The sequence below is a fragment of the Micromonospora sp. RB23 genome (assembly GCF_053585025.1).
The window spans coordinates 1371697-1390930 of record NZ_CM132111.1 but is presented as its reverse complement, the minus strand read 5'-3'; the positions used below and the strand labels follow the sequence as shown (position 1 = coordinate 1390930).

Sequence of the window (19234 nt, the reverse complement as noted above, 5' to 3'; positions counted from 1 at the left end):
AGGCATCACCCACTCAGACACCATGCCGGCCGCTGTCGCGTCGGCCAAAGCTCGGAGGTGTGTAGACCCGGGCATTCGGTATGCCCACGGCCAGCAGCCGCGCCCGGGCACCGGCCAGCATCGCCGACCAACCGATGCGACGGCGGGCTGCTCGACCGCAGGACGTGTACGACAGACGCTGAGGGTGCTGTGTTCGCTCGATCGCATCTCATCCGGGTCGGGCAGACTGCGGGCATGACGGAACGTCCGGTGCTGTATCTGGTCGTCTGCGCTGCCGGCCCCGCGGAGCACATCGACGAGCTGGTCGACCTGTTGATCGCGGACGGATGGCGGGTGTGCATGATCGTCAGTCCCACGGCCGCGCCGTGGCTCGACCGAGCCGCGTTGCAGGAAAAGACCGGCTATCTCGTACGCGTCGAGTGGCGCATGCCCGGCGACCCCGAGCCGCACCCACCGGCCGACGTCGTGGTGGCCGCGCCGATCACGTTCAACACGGTGACGAAGTGGGCGCTGGGCATCAACGACACGCTGGCGCTCGGCGTCCTGAACGAGTCGCTGGGTGCGGGCCTACCGATCCTCGCTTTCCCCCACGTCAAGGCAGAACTGGCCGCCCATCCGGCGTACGCGGGTCACGTAGCGGTGCTGCGCGGTTCCGGCGTGGACATCGCCGATGGAAGGGCGCTCGACCCGGTGCACAGGCCGGACCGTTGGGGTGCGGTCATTGAGGCGGCCCGCTCGGCTCGACGTTCTTGATTCGTGCCGGGTGCCGACATGCGCGCTGCGCATCTGGCAACCCCACTTTTCACGGTGCATGAGGCGACACGCGGAGGAGACGTACTCGACAATTGCACGTTGACTTATGCCGCTCTGACTGAACGAGCCGTCCACATACAGAACGGTTCTGTGGCTAGGCTGCCGGGATGACGGATCTTGAGCGGGGTGTATATGAGCACCTGATCACCCGCGAACCGCTCAACAGCACATCGACCTGCCGGACCAGGCTGAACTGACATGACTCAGTCGAGCTTGGACAGGAAGGCACGGACCGCAGCGGCGAACTGCGCTTGAGCATCGTGATGCACTACGTGGCCTGCTGGCAGCTCGACCAGCCGGGCCCAACCGTGGCGGCGGGCGACCATCTCGCGCGCGTGATCGGCCGCCAGCTCGTCACTGCGTGTGCCGCGGATCAGAAGGGTGGGGCCGGTCACCGCTACCCAGTCCTTCCAGTGGTCACCGTTGAGTGCTTTCTGGGACGCCACCGTGTCATCGATGTCGAAGGAAAAGCCCCAGCCGTCTTCCGACTGCCGGAAGGAGCACTCCAGATAGGGAGCCGCCCCACGCAGGGCCGAGGCCAGCGCATCGCGGGATGGTGCTTGGCGAGGAAGGCTGGTGGTGAACGACCAGTCGCAGTCCACGAGCGCGCCGATGTCCTCGACGATCAGTGCGGTGACCAGATCCGCGTGCCGGCTGGCGTACTGGTAGGCGTTCACCCCGCCGAGTGAGTGGCCCAGCACCGCAGCCGGGCCCACCTTCAGATGCCGGTGAAAGGCGACGACGTCGGCAACGTAGTCGTCCCGCTCGTAGCTCTCGGCACGGTCGGACTCTCCATGCCCACGCTGATCGAGCGCAATCACCCGCCATTGCGGTGCCAGCGCTTCAGCCAGCGGCGCGAACGCCGATGCCTCGTTGTAATGCCCGTGCAGAGCCAGAAGAGGCATACCCGGACCGCCGAAGTCGAGATACGAGAGCCTCCGACCGCCAACCGTGAAGAACTCCCGCATGACCTGAAATCCTAGATCAACGATCGTCAGCTCACTCGACGTGCACTGAGCGAACGGTGCCGTGCCGCAAGCTCGCCTTCCACGCCCCCGCGTGATCGCGCGTTAGGTTGATGCCCATGGAGCAGCGGATCAGCCTCATCACCCTGGGAGTCGCGGACGTAGCCCGCGCGAAGGCGTTCTACGAGCAGCTCGGCTGGCGGGGTCAGGAGGTCGAGGGGACGGTCTTCATCCAGGCCGGCGGCCTGGCCCTCGTCCTCTGGGGCCGCGACAAGCTGGCCGCCGACGCGGGCATCGACGACCCGGGCACCGACGGCTTCGGCGGGGTGACCCTCGCCCAGAACGTCCGCTCCCGGGCCGAGGTCGACGAGGTGATCGCCACCGCGACCAAGGCAGGCGCGACGGTGACCAAGCCGGCCCAGGAGACCTTCTACGGCGGCTACGCCGGTTACTTCGCCGACCCGGACGGTCACCTGTGGGAGATCGCCTGGAACCCCGGTTTCACCCTCGCGGAGGACGGCTCCCTCACCGTCCCCGACTTCAGCGCCATGAACTGAGCAACAGCGGCACGAGAGGCAGCGATGACGCCGGTCACGGTGCCGGGGACGGGCAGAGCAGCGGGTCCAGCACCGGCAGTCGAAGAGGGTCCAGACAGATAGCCAGCAACTCCGGGTCCGGCGTAGGCGTAGCCGTCAGAGTCGGGGTCGACGTCGGGGAGGCCGACGCGACGGGCGGCGTCGGCAGGGCTGACGCGGGCGGGTCCGTGCTGGGGACCGGCGCCGGCACCGCACTCGCCGACGGGGTCGGGACGACGGGCGGCGCGGCAGCCGGTGGCAGGGCCACCGCTACGACAGGGGACACCACTGTAGAGGCATCTGCCGGGGCCGACGGCCGGACAGTTGATGCGGGCGGGGCGGTCCATACGGCACTCACGGCCGAGCCGACCCGCGTCCTGGGTGCCACCGGCCCGACGAGTCCCATCGGCACGAGGGTCGCCCCCGCCCTCGGCAGGTCCAAGGCGACGATCTCCGCCGAGGACACCGGGCCGACAGGACCTGACACGCCAGGGCCCAGAGCGCCCGGTCCGAGCGTCACGAACACCACCGCGGCGACGGCGGCGGCAGCGACCGCCCGCCGGTCGGGGCGTACGGCCGTCAGCGGCGCGTCGTCGGGCCCCACCAACAGAGCAGGCGCGGGCGGGGCGGCCCGGTGGGCGGTCAGCAGCGCGTCGACCTGCGCGATGACGGCCCCGCGGTCATCCACGGAAGTCGCGAGGGTGAGATAGAAGCGGAAGTTCACCACGGCACCGGACGGGACCAGCAGCCCGTCAAGTCGGCCGCGGTCCGGCAGCAGGGTGACCGGGACGTCGGGGTGATGGGCGGGGCCGACCAGGTCGTCGTACCGCCACTCACGCCGGTGCTCCCGACCGCCGAAGGCCACCCGTCGACTGGTCACCACGGCCATGCCGGTATCGACGGCGCGCAGGCCCGGCGGCAGTGCCTCGGAAGAGGGCTCAGCGAAGGAACACGAACCCGGCGTGGGCAGCCCGGGGACGTGCCGCGCCTCGGCCTCGACAAGCGTGGCGACGGGCAGGACGCGGAAGACGAGTTCGTCGTCGTCGAGATCCACCGGCAGGCCGGCGCGGGGCTGCGTACACCCGATGAAGCTGGCTGCTTCGATTCGCAGGCGGACCAGGTGGTCGTCGCGGCGCTGCCAGGCGTCGGCGGCGTCGCGGTACGCGCGCTGCCGGCGCTCGTTCTCGCGCTCGGCCCAGGCGCTCCGCCAGGGGGCGTGGGCCACAGAGGTCACGGTCACACGCGGTACAACCGCTCACGTACGTGACAGGCAACGCGACCGGGATCGATGCATCCCTTTGGTCCTCAAAGAGGAGAATTGACGGACGCCGGCGGCTGCTCCGGCAGGGAACCGGAGCAGCCGCCGGAACAGCACTACGGCCGCAGCGAGGTGAAGAACTGCGTCAGTTCACCGGCCAGCAGATCCGGCTCCTCCAGCGGCATGAAGTGCCCGCCCCGGCCCGGTTCGCTCCAGTGCCGGATGTCGGTGCAGGCCCGCTCGGCGATCGAGCGGGGAAAGTTCGCCTGCGAGGGTTCGGTGCTCACCGTGAACGCGGCGGGCACGGTGATGTCGGGTCGTGGCGTGTTGTGGTCGAAGTCGGCGTACTGCCGGAACGACGAGCCGATCGTGCCCGTCACCCAGTACAGCGTGATGATGGTGAGCAGGGTGTCCCGGTCGATGCTGTTCGCCAGGTCACCGTGGTTGTCGCTCCAGTCCCGGTACTTGTCGACGATCCACGCGGCAAGCCCGGCGGGTGAGTCGGCGAGCGCCGCTGCCAGGGTGTCCGGGCGGGTGCCCATGATGGCGCTGTAGCCGCCGTCGGTCTCGTCGTACGCGGCCTCGGCGTCCAGGAACGCCTGCTCGGCGGGCGACAGCGGGTGGGCGTCGAAGCTGGCCGGGAACGGTGGATGGATCATGTGGATGCCGGCCACCTGCTCCGGGTAGAGGGCGCCGAGCCAACCGGTGACCACTCCCCCGACGTCACTGCCGAAGGCGCCGTAGCGTTCGTAGCCGAGCACGTCGGTCATCAGCTCGTGCAGCGTCCGGGCCAGCAGCGCCCGGGTCACCGGCTCGTTCGGCGTAGCCGAGAAGCCGAAGCCGGGCAGTGAGGGCACCACCACGTCGAACGCGCCGCCGGGCCGGTGGGGGTCGGTCAGTCGGTCGACCAGCGGCAGCATCTCGACGAAGCTGCTGGGCCAGCCGTGGCTGAGGATCAACGGCAACGGCGCGGGCGCGTCCGCCGGGCGCGCGGCCCGGACATGCAGGAAGTGCAGCTTCCGGCCGCCGACGACGGCCAGGTGCTGGGGGTACGCGTTGAGCTCGGCTTGGCGAGCTGACCAGTCGAACCCGTCGTGCCAGTAGGACACCAGGTCCCGCAGGTAGTCGGGATCGACGCCGCCCTGCCACGGTTGTGTGCCGCTGCGGTCGGTGAAGCGGGTACGGGCCAGTCGAGCCCGCAGGTCGTCGAGAACCGCAGCGGGAACGTCGATGCGGAACGAGGAGACAGACATTTGTCCTCCGGTGAAGGAGGGCGCTCCCCGACGCGAAAGGTCAGCTGAGGGGGACGGCCGGGAGGAGCGCCCAGGAATGACGATGGGTGGTCACCGGGCTCACCTCCTCTCGTGGCTGACGACGATCACCCTACACAAGCCCGCGCCGCCACCTGGACGCTGAGGTGGCGGCGCGGCGTGGTCGGCTCAGGCTGACGGCATGCCCTCTTCCGGCATCTCGAAGACCCTGCGGATGTCCACCTCGACGTCACCGACCGTTTCGGTGAAGACGTCGACGAACCGCCGTCCCCACTCCACCGCCTCCTCGTGAGAGCGGACGTCCAGCAGGGCGAACCCGGCGATCAGCTCCTTGGTCTCGGTGAACGGCCCGTCGGTGACAGTGGTCTTGCCGCCGCTCACGGTGATCCGGGTGGCACCGTCGGAGGTCTGGCAGAGCCCTTCGGCGGCGAGCAGCACTCCGGACTGCACCACCTCTTTCATGAAGTCGTCCATCCGGGCCGTGAACTCGGGGCTCGGGTTGAACGCCTCAGGCTGGGTCTCGTCGAGCTTGTGCATCAGCATGTACCGCATCGGTGTGGTCCTCTCGTGAAAGGTGAGTGTTGGTCAGCGGGTCAACGGTCGGGTGCAGAGCGCCGTGAGCCAGCCGAACGCGACGACGCAGGCGAGTGCCATCCGGACGCTGAGGGTGTCCTGGTCGGGCCAGGCCAGGATCGCGACGACGGCCAGCGCGCTGCCGACGGAGAACGCCGCCCACCCGCGCTGCCCGGCCCGCCACCACGCGCGGGCGAAGACCAGGCAGGCGATGGGCAGTGAGCCGAACGCCAGCCCCGCGCCGACACCATGCCCGACGGCGTGCCAGCTCAACGTGTCGGGCGCACCCTCGGGCGCACCGGCCGGCCAGCCCATGCTGGGGTCGGCGACCAGCACCCCGCCGATGATCAGGCCGATGCCGTGCACGGCGATCAACGCGGGCCCCCACGATCCGCCCGGCTGACCGCCCAGCGCCCGGCGCAGCCCGACCGCGCCGGCCAATGCGAGCAGACCGGTCAGCACGAAGTTGGCGACCTGAATCCAGCCGAAATCACCCAGCGCCAACAGGCTGAGTGGCTGCCGGCTCAGGTCGAACCCATCCCGGGTGAGCACCTGGGCGGCGGCCACCACCACGAACAGCGGGCCGGCGAGGACTCCGCCGGCCAGTAGCGCCCTGGTCGTCGTACGCCGGGAGTCGACGCCGGCCACCGCGGGCCCCGCGCTCGCCTCGTTCGCGGTCGTCGTCATGTCGCCCTCCTCGTCTCTGCCGGCGGGGAGCCCGGTCCGGCAGTTCTGCCGGCCCAGGGCCGGTCCCGCGCGCCGGCGCGAGCCGGCCTGTCACTGACGCGTCGAGCGGCCGGCGCGGAATACGACATGACGGCCGGAGAATTTTTCAGCGGCTCGGGGCGACGCCTCGGGCGCAGTCGGCGGCGCGGGCGAGCAACAGCGCGCGCTCGCGTTCGTTGCCGGTCAGCTCGGCGGCCCGCTCGAACTCGGCGCGCGCCTCGTCGTGGCGGCCCAGCTTGGCCAGCAGATCGCCGAGCACGCTCGGCAGCAGGTGGTAGCCGGCCAGCGCCGGTTCGTCGGCCAGCGCCTGGGCCAGTTCCAGGCCGGCGGCCGGGCCGGCGGCGAAGGAGACCGCGACGGCCCGGTTCAGCTCCACGACCGGCGACGGCACGACCCTTACCAGCTCGTCGTAGCCGGCCGCGATCCGCGCCCAGTCCGTCTCCTGCGGGGTACGGGCCCGCGCGTGGCAGGCCGCGATCTCCGCCTGGAGGGTGTACGGGCCGGGTGCGCCCGCGGCCGCGCGGGCCCGGTCGAGGGCGGCCAGGCCCCGACGGATCAGCATCCGGTCCCAACGCCCCCGGTCCTGTTCCAGCAGCAGGATCGGTTCGCCGGTCGGATCGACCCTCGCGGCGGTGCGGGATGCCTGGATCTCCAGCAGCGCGGCCAGCCCGTGCACCTCCTGTTCGTCGGGCATCAGCCCTTGCAGGACGCGGGCCAGGCGCAGCGCGTCCGCGCAGAGGGCGGGACGCATCCAGTCGTCTCCGGCGGTCGCCGAGTAGCCCTCGTTGAAGATCAGGTAGATCACTTCCAGCACCGACGCGAGCCGTTCGCCGCGCTCGGCGACGCCGGGCACCTCGAATGGCACCTTCGCCTCGGCGAGGGTTTTCTTGGCTCTGGTGATCCGCTGCGCGACTGTCGTCTCGGGCACCAGGAAGGCCCGCGCGATCTCCTCTGTCTTCAGACCGCCGAGCATGCGCAGGGTCAGCGCCGCCCGCGCCTGGGGCGACAACACCGGATGACAGGCGGTGAAGAGCAGCCGCAGCAGGTCGTCGTCGATCCGGTCCTCGAAGGCGGCGTCGAAGTCGGGGGTGAACTGCTCGTCGCCGAGGTCGCGCCCCAGGTCGGCGACCCGACGTTCCAGCAGGTTCCGGCGGCGCAACGCGTCTATCGCCCGCCGCTTGCCGACAGTGGTCAGCCATGCGCCCGGGTTGGCCGGCACGCCGTCGCGCGGCCACTGTTCCAGTGCGGCCACCAGGGCGTCCTGGGCCAACTCCTCGGCCCAGCCGACGTCACGTACCAGGCCGGCCAGCGCGGCGATCACCCGTCCGGCTTCGATCCGCCAGACCGCCTCGACCGTGCGGTGCACCTGCTCGTCCCCCATGACCGCCCATCACAGCAGGCCGGTCCCGTTGGGACAAGGAAGCGGACACGGCCCGCCGGGCGGGTCAGGCCGTGGCGGGCTGGAAGAGTTCGACCGGGTTGCCGGCCGGGTCGTCCAGGACAATCTGCCGACCCCCTGGGCCGCTGACGACGTCGCTGCGGAACCCCACTCCGGCCGCGCGCAGCCGGGCTACCTCGGCGTCGATGTCGGCGACGATCAGGTGGATGCGGTTCCAGCCGCCCGGCCGCGGACGGCGACCGTCGGGCAGGGCCCGGCCCGCCGAGCTGGCCGGGCCGGAGAGCAGCAGCCGCAGGTTGCCGCGCCGCACGTCGGCGAACGCGGGCAGGAAGGCGCTGGCCGAGGTGAAGCCCAGGTGGACGGTGTAGAAGTCGACCGCGGCGGCCACGTCGTCGACGAGGTACCGCACGCTGACCGTGCTGTCATCGATGGGGCTGGTCATGATGCCCTCTCTCCCGGAGTGACGAGCGTGTGCAGCAGAAAGTCGATCCGCTCGGCGAGGTCGTCGGCGACCTGCTGGAACGCGGGCAGTCCCGCCGGGTCCGCCGCCGGGTCCGGGATGCTCCAGTGCGCGCCGCGCGAGCCTGCGGGGAAGTCGGGGCAGACCTCCTTGACCCGGTCGCAGAGGGTGATGACCGCGTCGAACGGCTGGCCGGTGAACACGTCGAAGTGCTTGGGCCGGGCCGAACCCAGGTCGATGCCGCGCGCCGACATGACGGTCACCGCGTGCGGGTGGACGGGCTTCGGCCGGCTCCCGGCGCTGTACGCCTGCACGGCGCCGGCGGTGCGGTGCCGCAGCAGCGCTTCAGCCATCTGCGAGCGGGAGCTGTTGCCGGTGCACAGGAACAGCACCCGCCCGGTCACCGAGGTGGCCGATGGGGGCGTGGCGAGCCGCAGCCCGGGATGCAGGGCCGCGCCAGCACCCGACAGCAGGCCCGCGCACGTGGCCAGGTCGAGCGAGTAGTAGGTGTCGCGGCCGTCGGCGCTGCTGCGCCGGGCGGTCACGAGCGCGGCCTTGCGGAGTTTGCCGAGGTGGTACGAGATGAGGCTCTGCGGCTGGCCGAGACGTGCGGTCAGCTCGTGCACGGCGAGGTCACCGCGGGCCAGTTCGCTGAGCAGACCCCACCGCACGGGGTGCCCGGCGGCGGTCACGAACCCCGGGGGTGCGCTGGTTCCGGACGACATCACACTCGCAGATTACATCAAACTGATTTGATGTAAATAGCGGTCAGCTCGCCCGTCTCCGGCGTGACAGGGAGCCGGGCAGCGGTTCGTCGGCCGGGAACCGCGAGCGCGTACGCGGCGGGTACGCCTCGCAGTGCCCCGCCCACTGGTCGGCGGCGACCGCGAGGGCGTCGGCCGAGACGGTGAGGACCAGCGGGTAGATGGCGGTGGCCGGCCGACGCATCCACGGGGGCAGCGACTCGGCGGAGAACTCGACGATCAGTTCCAGCCGACGCCGACGGAGCACCCGGGTACGCAGGGCCAGGTTGGGTTCGATGAAGCGGACCATCGCCGGTGGCGGGTGCGGGCCACCGGCCGCCGCCGCCTGGCCGTGCAGCCAACTGCCCAGCGCGCGGGCCTCCTCGACCAGGAGGCTCGGGTAGTGGTGCGACCACAGTTGACCGTCGGCGGTGCGGGCGTCCACCTCGATGAGCAGCCAGTCCTGCCAGCCCGGCGCGGCCAGGTCGGGGTCGTCGGGCGGGTCGATGCCCGGCTGGTAGCCGACCGGGCGAATCCGCACCCGGGCGCCGTCGTCGGATCGGATCTCCACTCAATCATTCTGGCCGAACTGAACGATCGTTATGGTGGAAACGCGCTACTTCGTGACGGTCCGCCGGACGCCCCGGTGTTCGGAGCACGCGCCCGCCCGGCCGCCCGCGAGGCTGACCGAGCCGTCCCGGCACTGCACGAGGTAGCCCCGACCCGCCCAGAACTGCGGCACACAGTCGAACCAGTCGCACACCTCGACGGCCGGCCGGCGGATTCGGGTACCGCCGCAGAAGTCGTACCCCAGGGGATTTTCCGGCGCCCCGCAGCGCGGACCGGACGTCGCGCGGGACGACGGGCGCGGCGACGGCTTCCGTCTGGGCGCGGGCGGCGGGACCGCCGGCCGCAGTAGCGCGGGAAACGCGCTGCCGGCCGGCGCCGGCGTGGCCGCCACGGCGACCTCCGCACCACCCGTCGGGTGCGACGGGTTCGAGTCGAACAGCGCCGCCGGCACGATCAGCGCGACGGCCGCCGCCACCGCGATCGACCGTCGACCACCGGGCACGAGCGAGGAGAGTCGGGCCTGCGCCGGCGTGGCCACCGCCGGCCGGAACGGCTTGAGCTGGTCGTGCTCCGCGATCAGCTCGTCGAGCTGACCGAGCACCGCGGCACGCTGCTCGATCGAGTCGGCGAAGGCCAGCGTCAGCTTGAACCGGAAATCCGCCGCCGCGTCGGTGGGCAGCAACAGACCGGTGGTACGCCGTCGGTCCAGCACCTGGATCAGGGTCACCGGCGCCGCCGGGTCGTGGGCCAGCCCGGTGATCCGGCCGTACGCCCAGTCGCGTCGACCGCGCCCGCCCAGCAGCACCAGCCGGCGGCTCGTGATGACGGCCATGCCGGCGTCGGTGACGCGTACGCCGTCGGGTCGACGCGGACGCAGTGACGCGGCCGGCACGGCGACCGTCAGGTCCGGCGCGGGCAGCACGGCCGTGTGTCGCACCTCGACCAGTTGCGCGGCGGGCAGCGCCCACAGCACCACCTCGTCGTCGAGGAGTTCGAGTGGAAGCCCCGCGCCGGCCGCGGCGGAACCGTGGAAGTCGGCGGCCAGGGCGCGCAGCCGCCGTAACTCGTCATCGCGTCGCCGCCAGGCCGTCTCCGCGCCGCGGTACGTGCTGATCCGCCGCACGTTCTGCCGCTGCGCCCAGCGGTACCGCCAAGTGGAACCCGTCGAATCAGTCTTTGCCACGCCGACTCCTTCGCCGCGTAGGCCACCAATCTGGGGTGCACTCGGATTAACAGGTGTGACGGTCGGCCGGGACACGCCAGGACGCGCGAACTACCCGAACGGCGGATCAACCCGGACGATAGGGCGATACTGCCGCGTCGATTCACCTTCCCTCGTGTCGTGCGGGGTGGTCGCTGTCTCGGTAACGTCAGCCGCAGCCGGGTGGCGACGCCGCCGCACCGCCCGCACGAAGGGGGTGAGGGTCATGCCGCCGGACACCCTGCCCGGCGTGGTCGTCGGGGTCGACATCGGCACCACGAGCACCAAGACCATGGCGTACGACACCGACGGGCGATTGCTCGCCAGCCACTCCGCCGCCTACCCCCTCGACGACCCGCACCCCGGGTACGCCGAGCAGGACCCGGAGGTGATCCTCGCCGCCGTCGTCGAGTCGATCCGGACCGTGGTGACCGAGCTGACCGTGCCGGTCTCCGGCCTGGCCTTCTGCTCCGCCATGCACAGCCTCATCGGGCTCGACGCGGCCGGCAACCCGCTCACGCCGTCGGTGACCTGGGCCGACTCCCGGGCCACCCGCCAGGCCGAACGGTTGCGGGCCGTGCCGTCCGGGTTGGCATTGCACCGGCGCACGGGTACGCCCGTGCACCCGATGTCGCCGCTGCCCAAACTGCTCTGGTACGCCGAGCAGGAGCCCAGGCTCTTCGAACGCGTCGCGCACTGGGTCGGCATCAAGGAATGGGTGCTGCTGCGACTCTGCGAGGCGCTGGTCGTCGACCACTCGATCGCCTCGGCCACCGGCCTGATGGACATCCACACCCTCGAGTGGGACACCGAGGCGCTGACCATCGCCGGCATCACCGAGGAGCAGTTGCCCCAACTGGTCGCCACCACCGCCGTCCTGCCCGGCCTCACCCCGCAGGCCGCCACCGCCCTCGGCCTGCCTCAGCGCACCCCGGTGGTGGTCGGCGCCGGTGACGGACCGCTGGCCAACCTGGGCCTGGGCGCCGTGCACCCCGGCATCATGGCCTGCTCGATCGGCACCAGCGGCGCCTTGCGGGTCATGGTCGAACGCCCCAGCGTGGACCCGCTGGGCGGGGTGTTCTGCTACGCGCTGACCGAGGATCGCTGGGCGGTCGGCGGCGCGATCAACAACGGTGGCATCGTCCTCAAGTGGGCAGGCTCGACGCTCGCGCCCGACCTGGGCGAGCAGTCCGAGGAGGAGCTGGTCGCCCTGGCGGCCCGCGCCCCGGCCGGCTCCGGCGGGCTCCTCATGCTGCCGTACCTGCACAGCGAACGCGCTCCACACTGGAGTGCGCTGCCCCGCGGCGCGTACGTGGGGTTGACCCACGGGCACCGCCGCGAACACCTCGTCCGGGCCGCGATGGAGGGGGTCTGCCAACAGCTCGCGCTGGTGCTCACCTCCGTCCGTGCCGCCGGCAACGAGGTCCGCGAGATACGGGCCGGTGGCGGTTTCGCCCGCAGCGGCCTGTGGCGGCAGATGCTCGCCGACGTGCTCGGCATGCCGGTGAGCTTCCCGGCCGGCCGCGAGGGGTCGAGCTTCGGCGCCGCGCTGCTCGGCATGCAGGCGCTGGGCCTGATCCCCAGTATCGACGTGGCGGCCGATCTGGTCCGCATCGAGGAGGTCATCCGCCCCGACCCGGCAGCCGCCGCCACGTACGCGGCGCTGCTGCCACTCTTCGCCGAGCTGTACGACGCGCTGGTGCCCACCTTCACGTCGATGCGTCGACTGGCGCCCGGCCTGCCCGCCGAACCGATGTAGGCCCTTCGGCCGGCCCGCCCCCGGGCCGACCCCCACCGGAGAAGGTCGTGATCGCCGTGCACCCACCCCTCGTCGAACCGCTGACCGTCCTTGCCGCGCCGGCCGAGCCGGTCACCACGGCTGGCGACGGCCAACTCGTCCTCGCCGCGTTGCTCGGCATCGCCGCCGTGGTGCTGCTGATCGCCTGGGCAAAGGTCCACCCGTTCCTGTCGCTGATCCTCGGCGCGGCGGTGCTCGGGGTGGTCGCCAGTGTCGCGCCCGACAAGATGATCGCCTCGTTCACCGGTGGTGTCGGCACCACTGTCGGCGGCGTCGGGCTGCTGATCGCGCTGGGGGCCATGATCGGGGGTCTGCTCGCCGAGTCCGGCGGCGCGGACGGCATCGTCAACCGGGTCGTCGGCCGGGTGTCCGGCCGCGCGCTGCCCTGGGCGATGGCCGGGGTCGCGGCGCTCATCGGGTTGCCGCTCTTCTTCGAGGTCGGCGTGGTGCTGCTGGTGCCGATCGTGCTGCTCGTCTCGATGCGGACCGACGTACCGCTGATGAAGCTCGGCATTCCCGCGCTGGCCGGCCTGTCGGTGCTGCACGGCCTCGTGCCACCGCACCCCGGCCCACTGGTGGCGATCTCGTCGCTCGACGCCGACCTGGGCCTGACGCTCGGGCTGGGCCTGCTCGTCGCGATCCCCACGGTCATCATCTCGGGACCGGTCTTCGGCAACCTCATCGCCCGGTACGTGCCGGCGACCGCACCCGCCGCGCTGCTGCCCACCCGCCGCCAGCCCGCCCACTCCACGGGCGCAACCGGGACGGCCGCTACCACCGGAACGACGGATCGGCGCGACGTGGACGGTGACCTGCTCACCGACGACGATCTCGTCAACCCGGGCGGCGGTCGACCGGGCGAGCCGGTGGACGACAGCGGCACGGAGACCGCCCGTCGTACCCCGGCGTTCTGGCCAGCGGTGATCACCGTGCTGCTGCCGGTGGTGCTGATGCTGCTACGCGCGATCGGTGAGCTGACGCTGGACGAGGGCACGGCGGGCCGAAAGACGCTCGACATCATCGGTACGCCGATCGTGGCGTTGCTCGCCGGGGTGATCCTGGCGATGTTCACCCTCGGCTACCAGGCCGGTTTCAGCAGGTCCCAGGTCTCGTCGGTGCTCGGAGGTTCGCTGCCTCCGATCGCCGGCATCCTGCTGATCGTGGCGGCGGGCGGCGGATTCAAGCAGGTGCTGGTGGACGCCGGTGTGGGCAACCTGGTCGCCGACGCCGCCAAGGACGCCAACCTCTCCCCGTTGCTGCTGGGCTGGCTGGTAGCGGTCGGCATCCGGGTGGCCACCGGCTCGGCGACGGTCGCCACCATCACGGCGGCGGGCATCGTGGCACCGCTCGCCGCGACCCTGGACCGGCCCGGGGTGGCCCTGCTGGCGCTCGCCATCGGCTGTGGGTCGCTGTTCTTCTCACACGTCAACGACGCCGGGTTCTGGCTGGTCAAGGAGTACTTCGGCCTGACCGTCGGGCAGACCATCAAGAGCTGGTCGGTGATGGAGACGCTCATCTCGGTGATCGGCTTCGCCGGCGTACTCCTGCTCGACCTGGTGGTGTGACGGCGCGGGCCGGGCTGTTGGTATTGGGCATGATGCCTCTGCGTCATCTTGATGCCGCTGAGGCATCACCCTTTCGGGGACGAGCCCTCCCGGACGGGTGACTGACGTCCCGGAAACCCCATCCGCCCCCTTCGCTTCTTATCGTGCAAAAGTGAGGAAAAGCGACAAGAAGCGCTCATCTTCCCTGCTCGCGGCGGCGGTCGCGCTGGTGGTCGCGGTGACGACGGGCCCCGCGACCGCCGATGGTCCCGGCCCGGACCACCAGACCACCCAGGGGTACGCGTCAGACAGGCTCGCCGCCGACGACGGGCCGGGCGACGACGAACCGAGCAACGGGGGCGGGCAGAGCGACGAGCCGGGCGTGGAGCCGACCCCGGAGCGGGCGCCGACCAGCGAGGTGTCCTGGCTGTCGTTCCCCGGCGGGGCGTTCGCGGTGGACTCGCTCGGGCACACCGTGCGGTACCGGGCCTGCGACGGCGACACCGGCCGGGTCGCCGACCCGGACATGCGGGTCGCCGCCGGGGTGGCCAGCGGTGCGGTCGCCGTCGACGGCAGGAGCTTTCGTTACCGGGTGCCGTTGACCGGCCGCGGCACGGGCACGCTCGTGGTGTCCGGGCCGCAGGCCCAGCCGGTCGAGCTGCCCGGCGTCGTGGTCACCAGCCCGCAGCCGCCCACCGACCCCGCCGAGGGTGCCCGCCTGTTCCCACTCAGCGGGCAGCTCGCCCGGGTGGTCGCCGACGCCAGCCTCAACCCCGCTGGCGCCACCGTCCGGGACCTGTCCGGCCGGTACGGCGACCAGCAGATCTCGGTCAACGGTGCGCTGCGGCCGAAGGCGGCGAGCGTCATCAAGCTCTGGATCCTTGTCGAACTCCTGCGTCGGGTCGACTGTGGACAGGTCTCTCTCGACGACGGCGTGCTGGTCACCCCGGCCGACGTGGTGGGCGGCACCGGCCAGCTCCAGTTCGAGACGTTCCCGCAGGTGGTCACGCTGTACCGGCTCGCCCGGTACCTGATCAAGTACAGCGACAACGTCGCGGCCAACGTGCTGATCACCTACCTGGGTGGCTTCGCCCCGGTCAACGCGCTGATCGACTCCATGAACCAGCGATCGACGATCCTGGCACGGCGGATGCTGGACAGCGCGGCGGCGCAACGCGGCGAGGAGAACTACACCAGCCCGGACGATGTGGTGTCACTGCTCGGCGCGGTCTGGGACGGCGAGATCCTCACCCCGGCCTCCCGCGACCTGATGATCGGCTTCATGCGCGAACAGACCCTCAACACCAAGATCCCGGCGGCGCTGCCACCCGGCGTCCCGGTGGCCCACAAGACCGGTGACCTGCCGGACGCCTCCCACGACGTCGGCTACTACCTGATCCCCGGCACGGAGACAGCCGTGGCGTTCCTCACCGCCGGACCGATGGCGACCGGGGACGAGACCGTCCGCCGGATGGCCAGGACCGTCTACGACTTCCTGGTCACCCCATCCGACGGAGCGGTCGAGGAGTGAGCCGCGATCAGGCCCGGCTGATCGCGTTGGCGTGGATCGCCTCGCTCACGTAGGCGGCGAGGCCGGGAGCGATGTTCTCGAAGTACGCGGTGAACCGCTCGTCGGCGAGGTACATGTCGGCCAGCCCCGCGTGGATCTCGTACGAGCACTCGTAGAACCAGCGGCTGATGAGCTGCCGGTGCTCCTCGGCCAGGTCCATCGCCTCCGGGCTGTCCGCCGGCACCCCCGAGGTCAGCAGCGCGACGATCCGCCGGCCCCAGTCCTCGTTCTCCGCCTTGTTCCGGAGCCAGTCCTGGCTGGTGTACCGCGCGACCCGCCGGTTCGACTCCCGGTACGCGTCGGTGTCGCCCCAGCGCTGCTCCGCCTCGGCCTCGTACTCCTCCGGCGTGAAGTCGCCGAAGACCTCGAACCGCTCCTCGGGTGTCAGCTGGATGTTCAACTTGCTCGCCTCCATCGCGAACTCGATCGCCGTGACCATCTCCTGCAACCGCTTGATCCGTACCGTCAGCAGTTCATGCTGGCGGCGCAGGTGGGCGGCCGGATCGGCCGCCGGGTCGTCGATGATCGCGGTGATCTCCTCAAGCGGGAAACCCAGCTCGCGGTAGTACAGGACGAGCTGCAACCGTTGCAGGTCCGTGTCGTCGTAGCGGCGGTAACCGGTCGACGTCCGGCCGCTCGGCGAGAGCAGACCGATCTCGTCGTAGTGGTGCAGCGTCCGTACCGTCACGCCGGCGATCCTCGCCACCTGACCCACCGTGTACGCCATGGTTCCCCTCCCTTCCGGAAACCAGGCTCCTGCCTGCCGCTACGTCAGGGTCAAGCCCGATTCTGACCCACCGTGGCGGGGCTGTCCGGGCGCCCGTACAGATAGCCCTGGCCGCGCGGGCAGCCGATCGCGGTGACCGCGTCGTGCTGGCGCTCGGTCTCCACCCCCTCGGCGATCACCGCCAGGTCGTACGCGCCGGCCAGCCGGGTGACCATCTCCACCGTCGCGTACGCCCGCTCGTCCGTGCCGAGACGGGCCACGAACGACCGGTCGATCTTCAACTCGGTGGCCGGGATGCGGTGCAGGTAGCTCAGCGACGAATAGCCCGTGCCGAAGTCGTCGATGGCGATCTGGATGCCCAGTTCCCGGAGCTGGTGCAGTCGTTCCAGCACCGCGTCGGTCCCCTCGATCAACGCCGACTCCGTCAGCTCCAGCGTCAACGCCCGCGGCGCCAGCCCGGCGCTGGCGGTGGCCGCCGTGACCGTGGCGATGAGGTCGGGCCGGCGCAGGTGGGCCGCGGCGATGTTCACGGCGACCGTCGCCTCCGGCACGCGGGCCCGCCAGGTCGACGCCGCCCGGCACGCCTCGTGGATCACCCAACGGTCGATCGGGAGGATCAGGCCGGTCTCCTCGGCCAGCGGCAGGAACCGCGCCGGCGACAACGTGCCCAGTCGGGGGTGCCGCCAGCGCACCAGCGCCTCGGCGCTGCGGACCGCGCCGGTGGCGAGGTCGACGATCGGCTGGAACTCCAGGTGCAGTTGCTCCTCGTCGACGGCCCGGCGCAGGTCGGCGATCAGCTCCGCCCGCGACACAGCCGACTCGCGCAGCGCCGGGGTGCACGTCCGGTACGCGGACTTGCCGGCGGCCTTCGCCGCGTACATGGCGATGTCGGCGTCGCGCAACAGGTCGGTGTGGGAGGCGTGCTGCGGCCCGTACTCGGCGATGCCGATGCTCGCCGACGGGTGCACACCCACGCCCTCCTCCCCCTCGGAGGGGCGCAGGGCGTCCAGCAACCGTTCCGCCAGGTGCTCCGGCGACACCGGCCGGTCGCCCTCGACCAGCACCGCGAACTCGTCGCCGCCGAGGCGGGCGATCGTCCCGTCGCCGTCCACGGCGGTCCGCATCCGGGCCGCCAGCCCGGTCAGCAGGGCGTCGCCCGTGGCGTGCCCGAACCGGTCGTTGACCTGCTTGAACCCGTCGAGGTCGAGCAGCAGGACCGCCACCGGCCGACCGTCACGCAGGGCCAGCCGCAGCAGCCTGTTGAACAGCAGCCGGTTCGGTAACCCGGTGAGCTGGTCGCCGTACGCGAGCCGGCGCAGTCGCGCCACCAGGCGCAGGTTCTCGTTGGCGGCCAGCCCCTGACGTACGGCGAGGGCGGCGAGCAGCGCCATCATGGTCACGAAGACCAGCGGCGGCGTCTGGCCGGTCGGCCGGCGGGCCAGCAGCACCGCGATGATCGCCCCGCCGACCGGCAGGTACGGCAGCGCCACCCGCCACCACGGCGGCAGCGGGGACTCGGCGGTCTCGTCGGTGCCGTCGCAGTCCGGCGGCGGGCCGCTACCGGTGGCCAGCCCGATCAGGAGGTAGCTCACCGGCCAGCACAGGTCGATGGGATGACCGGCGGCGTAGTCACCACGGGCGACCAGCGAGACGTACACCACGTCGGCTGCCACCCGGATGGTCAGGCTCGCCGCGAGCAGGCGCATCGGCCGCCACAGGGGCCGCGCCGGACCGGCCACCGCCACCAGGATGGTGAGCTGCATCAGGTCGAACATCGGGTAGAGCAGCCCCAACGTGCGCGCCGGATCGGCCAGCTCGGCGGAGGCGACCCCACGGAACACCAGCACCCACGCGACCGGCACCAGCGCCAGCGCGACGATCACGCCGTCCAGCAGCGTCCGGGCCCGCCCGACCGCCGTCCGCGGCCCGGACGGGGAGCTGAGCAGCGCGGCCGTGCCGGTGAGGATGCCGGCGCTGAAGACCACCCCGATCAGCGCGTTGTGCGGCAGGTCGTCCCCGACGAGCCGCTGCGCCATCCAGATTCCCCGGCCGAGCGCGGCGAGCGCCATGGTGACGGCGAGCAGGGTCCAGAACCTGCGCAGCGGGGCCGGATGTCGACGGGCCACGTTCGCACAGGCGACTGTCGCCCAGCCGGCCACCAGCAGCGCGCCCACGTCGCTGACCAACGCGGCGCCGGGCAGCGTGGCGGCCAACCAGCCGGCCTCCACGACCAGGACGGCGATCGCGACGATCGGGCCGATGGGCTTGAGCTGCCCCGCGGCCTGCTTCACGTCCTCTCGCGACACGGTCGCTCCGGCTCTTCGTCGTGTGTGCACAGTCGGGCGGACCGGTCCACGGCAAACCCCGAAAGCCTAGCCAGCGCCCGGGAACGCCGCCAGGGCCGAACATCCAGGTCGGTGCGGACTGCGCGGGCCTACCTGACGATCGGTGTCCCGCCCTCGCCGGCGGATCCGGTCAGCGGCCGGCGGAGCGGTTCCAGGGTGAGCGGGGTAAGGCGGTGCCGGCCAGCGGGCGGCGGACGGGGCGACGTCTACGCCGGCCGGGAGTGCACGGCGGGCGGGTGGCGGTGTACACGACGGATCCGGCCGACGGCGGTCGGCCGATCAGCCAGCACAGGAAGCGGGCCATCTGCGGCTCAGCCGACCGGGAGGCGCTGGGCGTCGGACTTGGCGATCTCGTACTGCGCCCCGCAGAAGGTGCACTGTTGCGCGTACCGGGTGCGGATCGGGATGAGCGGGATGAAGAAGAGGGTGAATTTCGTCGACCGGCGGGTGATCACCTGCGCGGCGTGGTTACCGCAGTGCTGGCAGACCTCCTGGACGACACCGGAACGGTCGACCTTGGTACGCAGACCAAAGATGAAGAACATCGCCCGGCAGTACCCACTCCACCCCGAAAAGTCACCGAACCCGCCGGACCGGCTGCAAGATCCGCACAAGTACAGGGAAACTGCTGCCTCTGCACGGCTTGAGGCAGCAGTTTCCCTGATGTTGTCCAGATCTGAGCCCGTGATCGAGCAC

Annotated in this window: 18 protein-coding genes; 5 read left to right on the top strand and 13 right to left on the bottom strand. The window is 71.3% G+C overall.

Annotated elements, in window-relative coordinates; translation table 11 throughout:
- Positions 1 to 234 precede the first annotated feature (234 nt).
- Positions 235 to 753 carry a flavoprotein gene (locus ACTFTM_RS06465; RefSeq protein ID WP_449564932.1) on the top strand — a complete coding sequence of 173 codons (519 nt, stop codon included), beginning with the start codon at positions 235 to 237 and terminating at the stop codon, positions 751 to 753.
- Between the two features lie 263 nt (positions 754 to 1016).
- On the opposite strand, the gene ACTFTM_RS06460 is transcribed toward ACTFTM_RS06465, so the two are convergent.
- Positions 1017 to 1781 carry an alpha/beta fold hydrolase gene (locus ACTFTM_RS06460; RefSeq protein ID WP_449564931.1) on the bottom strand — a complete coding sequence of 255 codons (765 nt, stop codon included), beginning with the start codon at positions 1779 to 1781 and terminating at the stop codon, positions 1017 to 1019.
- 116 nt (positions 1782 to 1897) lie between these two features.
- Between ACTFTM_RS06460 and ACTFTM_RS06455 the strand changes: the two genes are divergently transcribed.
- Positions 1898 to 2335, top strand: coding sequence for a VOC family protein (locus ACTFTM_RS06455; RefSeq protein ID WP_449564930.1), 438 nt, complete (start codon positions 1898 to 1900; stop codon positions 2333 to 2335).
- Positions 2336 to 2369: 34 nt separating this feature from the next.
- Here the strand turns inward: ACTFTM_RS06455 and ACTFTM_RS06450 are convergent, their stop codons facing one another.
- The 9 genes from ACTFTM_RS06450 to ACTFTM_RS06410 form a co-directional block, all read right to left on the bottom strand.
- On the bottom strand, positions 2370 to 3587 hold the full coding sequence (locus tag ACTFTM_RS06450; RefSeq protein ID WP_449564929.1) for a hypothetical protein: 1218 nt from the start codon (positions 3585 to 3587) through the stop codon (positions 2370 to 2372).
- A gap of 140 nt (positions 3588 to 3727) precedes the next feature.
- Positions 3728 to 4864, bottom strand: a complete 1137-nt coding sequence (locus ACTFTM_RS06445) for an epoxide hydrolase family protein (RefSeq protein ID WP_449564928.1) — start codon at positions 4862 to 4864, stop codon at positions 3728 to 3730.
- Positions 4865 to 5050: 186 nt separating this feature from the next.
- Positions 5051 to 5434, bottom strand: a complete 384-nt coding sequence (locus ACTFTM_RS06440) for a YciI family protein (protein ID WP_449564927.1) — start codon at positions 5432 to 5434, stop codon at positions 5051 to 5053.
- A 33-nt stretch (positions 5435 to 5467) separates the two neighbouring features.
- Positions 5468 to 6142, bottom strand: a complete 675-nt coding sequence (locus ACTFTM_RS06435; RefSeq protein WP_449564926.1) for a DUF998 domain-containing protein — start codon at positions 6140 to 6142, stop codon at positions 5468 to 5470.
- 145 nt (positions 6143 to 6287) lie between these two features.
- The gene (locus ACTFTM_RS06430; protein ID WP_449564925.1) at positions 6288 to 7562 is read right to left on the bottom strand and encodes an RNA polymerase sigma factor; all 1275 of its coding nucleotides are present in this window, start codon (positions 7560 to 7562) and stop codon (positions 6288 to 6290) included.
- Between the two features lie 64 nt (positions 7563 to 7626).
- The gene (locus tag ACTFTM_RS06425) at positions 7627 to 8022 is read right to left on the bottom strand and encodes a VOC family protein (protein WP_449564924.1); all 396 of its coding nucleotides are present in this window, start codon (positions 8020 to 8022) and stop codon (positions 7627 to 7629) included.
- Positions 8019 to 8765, bottom strand: a complete 747-nt coding sequence (locus ACTFTM_RS06420; protein ID WP_449564923.1) for an arsenate reductase/protein-tyrosine-phosphatase family protein — start codon at positions 8763 to 8765, stop codon at positions 8019 to 8021. The genes ACTFTM_RS06425 and ACTFTM_RS06420 overlap by 4 nt, the downstream gene beginning before the upstream one ends.
- A gap of 43 nt (positions 8766 to 8808) precedes the next feature.
- Positions 8809 to 9354 carry a WapI family immunity protein gene (locus ACTFTM_RS06415; protein ID WP_449564922.1) on the bottom strand — a complete coding sequence of 182 codons (546 nt, stop codon included), beginning with the start codon at positions 9352 to 9354 and terminating at the stop codon, positions 8809 to 8811.
- 45 nt (positions 9355 to 9399) lie between these two features.
- Positions 9400 to 10536 carry a hypothetical protein gene (locus tag ACTFTM_RS06410; RefSeq protein WP_449564921.1) on the bottom strand — a complete coding sequence of 379 codons (1137 nt, stop codon included), beginning with the start codon at positions 10534 to 10536 and terminating at the stop codon, positions 9400 to 9402.
- 244 nt (positions 10537 to 10780) lie between these two features.
- Between ACTFTM_RS06410 and ACTFTM_RS06405 the strand changes: the two genes are divergently transcribed.
- The 3 genes from ACTFTM_RS06405 to ACTFTM_RS06395 all read left to right on the top strand — a co-directional run bounded on the left by ACTFTM_RS06405 (position 10781) and on the right by ACTFTM_RS06395 (position 15427).
- Positions 10781 to 12313, top strand: coding sequence for a gluconokinase (locus tag ACTFTM_RS06405; protein WP_449564920.1), 1533 nt, complete (start codon positions 10781 to 10783; stop codon positions 12311 to 12313).
- Between the two features lie 56 nt (positions 12314 to 12369).
- The gene (locus ACTFTM_RS06400; protein WP_449566557.1) at positions 12370 to 13917 is read left to right on the top strand and encodes a GntT/GntP/DsdX family permease; all 1548 of its coding nucleotides are present in this window, start codon (positions 12370 to 12372) and stop codon (positions 13915 to 13917) included.
- A 151-nt stretch (positions 13918 to 14068) separates the two neighbouring features.
- The gene (locus ACTFTM_RS06395) at positions 14069 to 15427 is read left to right on the top strand and encodes a serine hydrolase (RefSeq protein WP_449564919.1); all 1359 of its coding nucleotides are present in this window, start codon (positions 14069 to 14071) and stop codon (positions 15425 to 15427) included.
- A gap of 7 nt (positions 15428 to 15434) precedes the next feature.
- Here ACTFTM_RS06395 and ACTFTM_RS06390 read toward each other — a convergent pair whose 3' ends face one another.
- The 3 genes from ACTFTM_RS06390 to ACTFTM_RS06380 form a co-directional block, all read right to left on the bottom strand.
- Complete coding sequence (locus ACTFTM_RS06390; RefSeq protein WP_449564918.1) at positions 15435 to 16193, bottom strand: MerR family transcriptional regulator; 759 nt, start codon at positions 16191 to 16193, stop codon at positions 15435 to 15437.
- A gap of 50 nt (positions 16194 to 16243) precedes the next feature.
- Positions 16244 to 18499 (bottom strand): putative bifunctional diguanylate cyclase/phosphodiesterase, encoded by a 2256-nt coding sequence (locus ACTFTM_RS06385; RefSeq protein ID WP_449564917.1) that lies wholly within the window; start codon positions 18497 to 18499, stop codon positions 16244 to 16246.
- A gap of 350 nt (positions 18500 to 18849) precedes the next feature.
- Positions 18850 to 19083, bottom strand: coding sequence for a zinc-ribbon domain-containing protein (locus tag ACTFTM_RS06380; protein WP_449564916.1), 234 nt, complete (start codon positions 19081 to 19083; stop codon positions 18850 to 18852).
- Positions 19084 to 19234 lie beyond the last annotated feature (151 nt).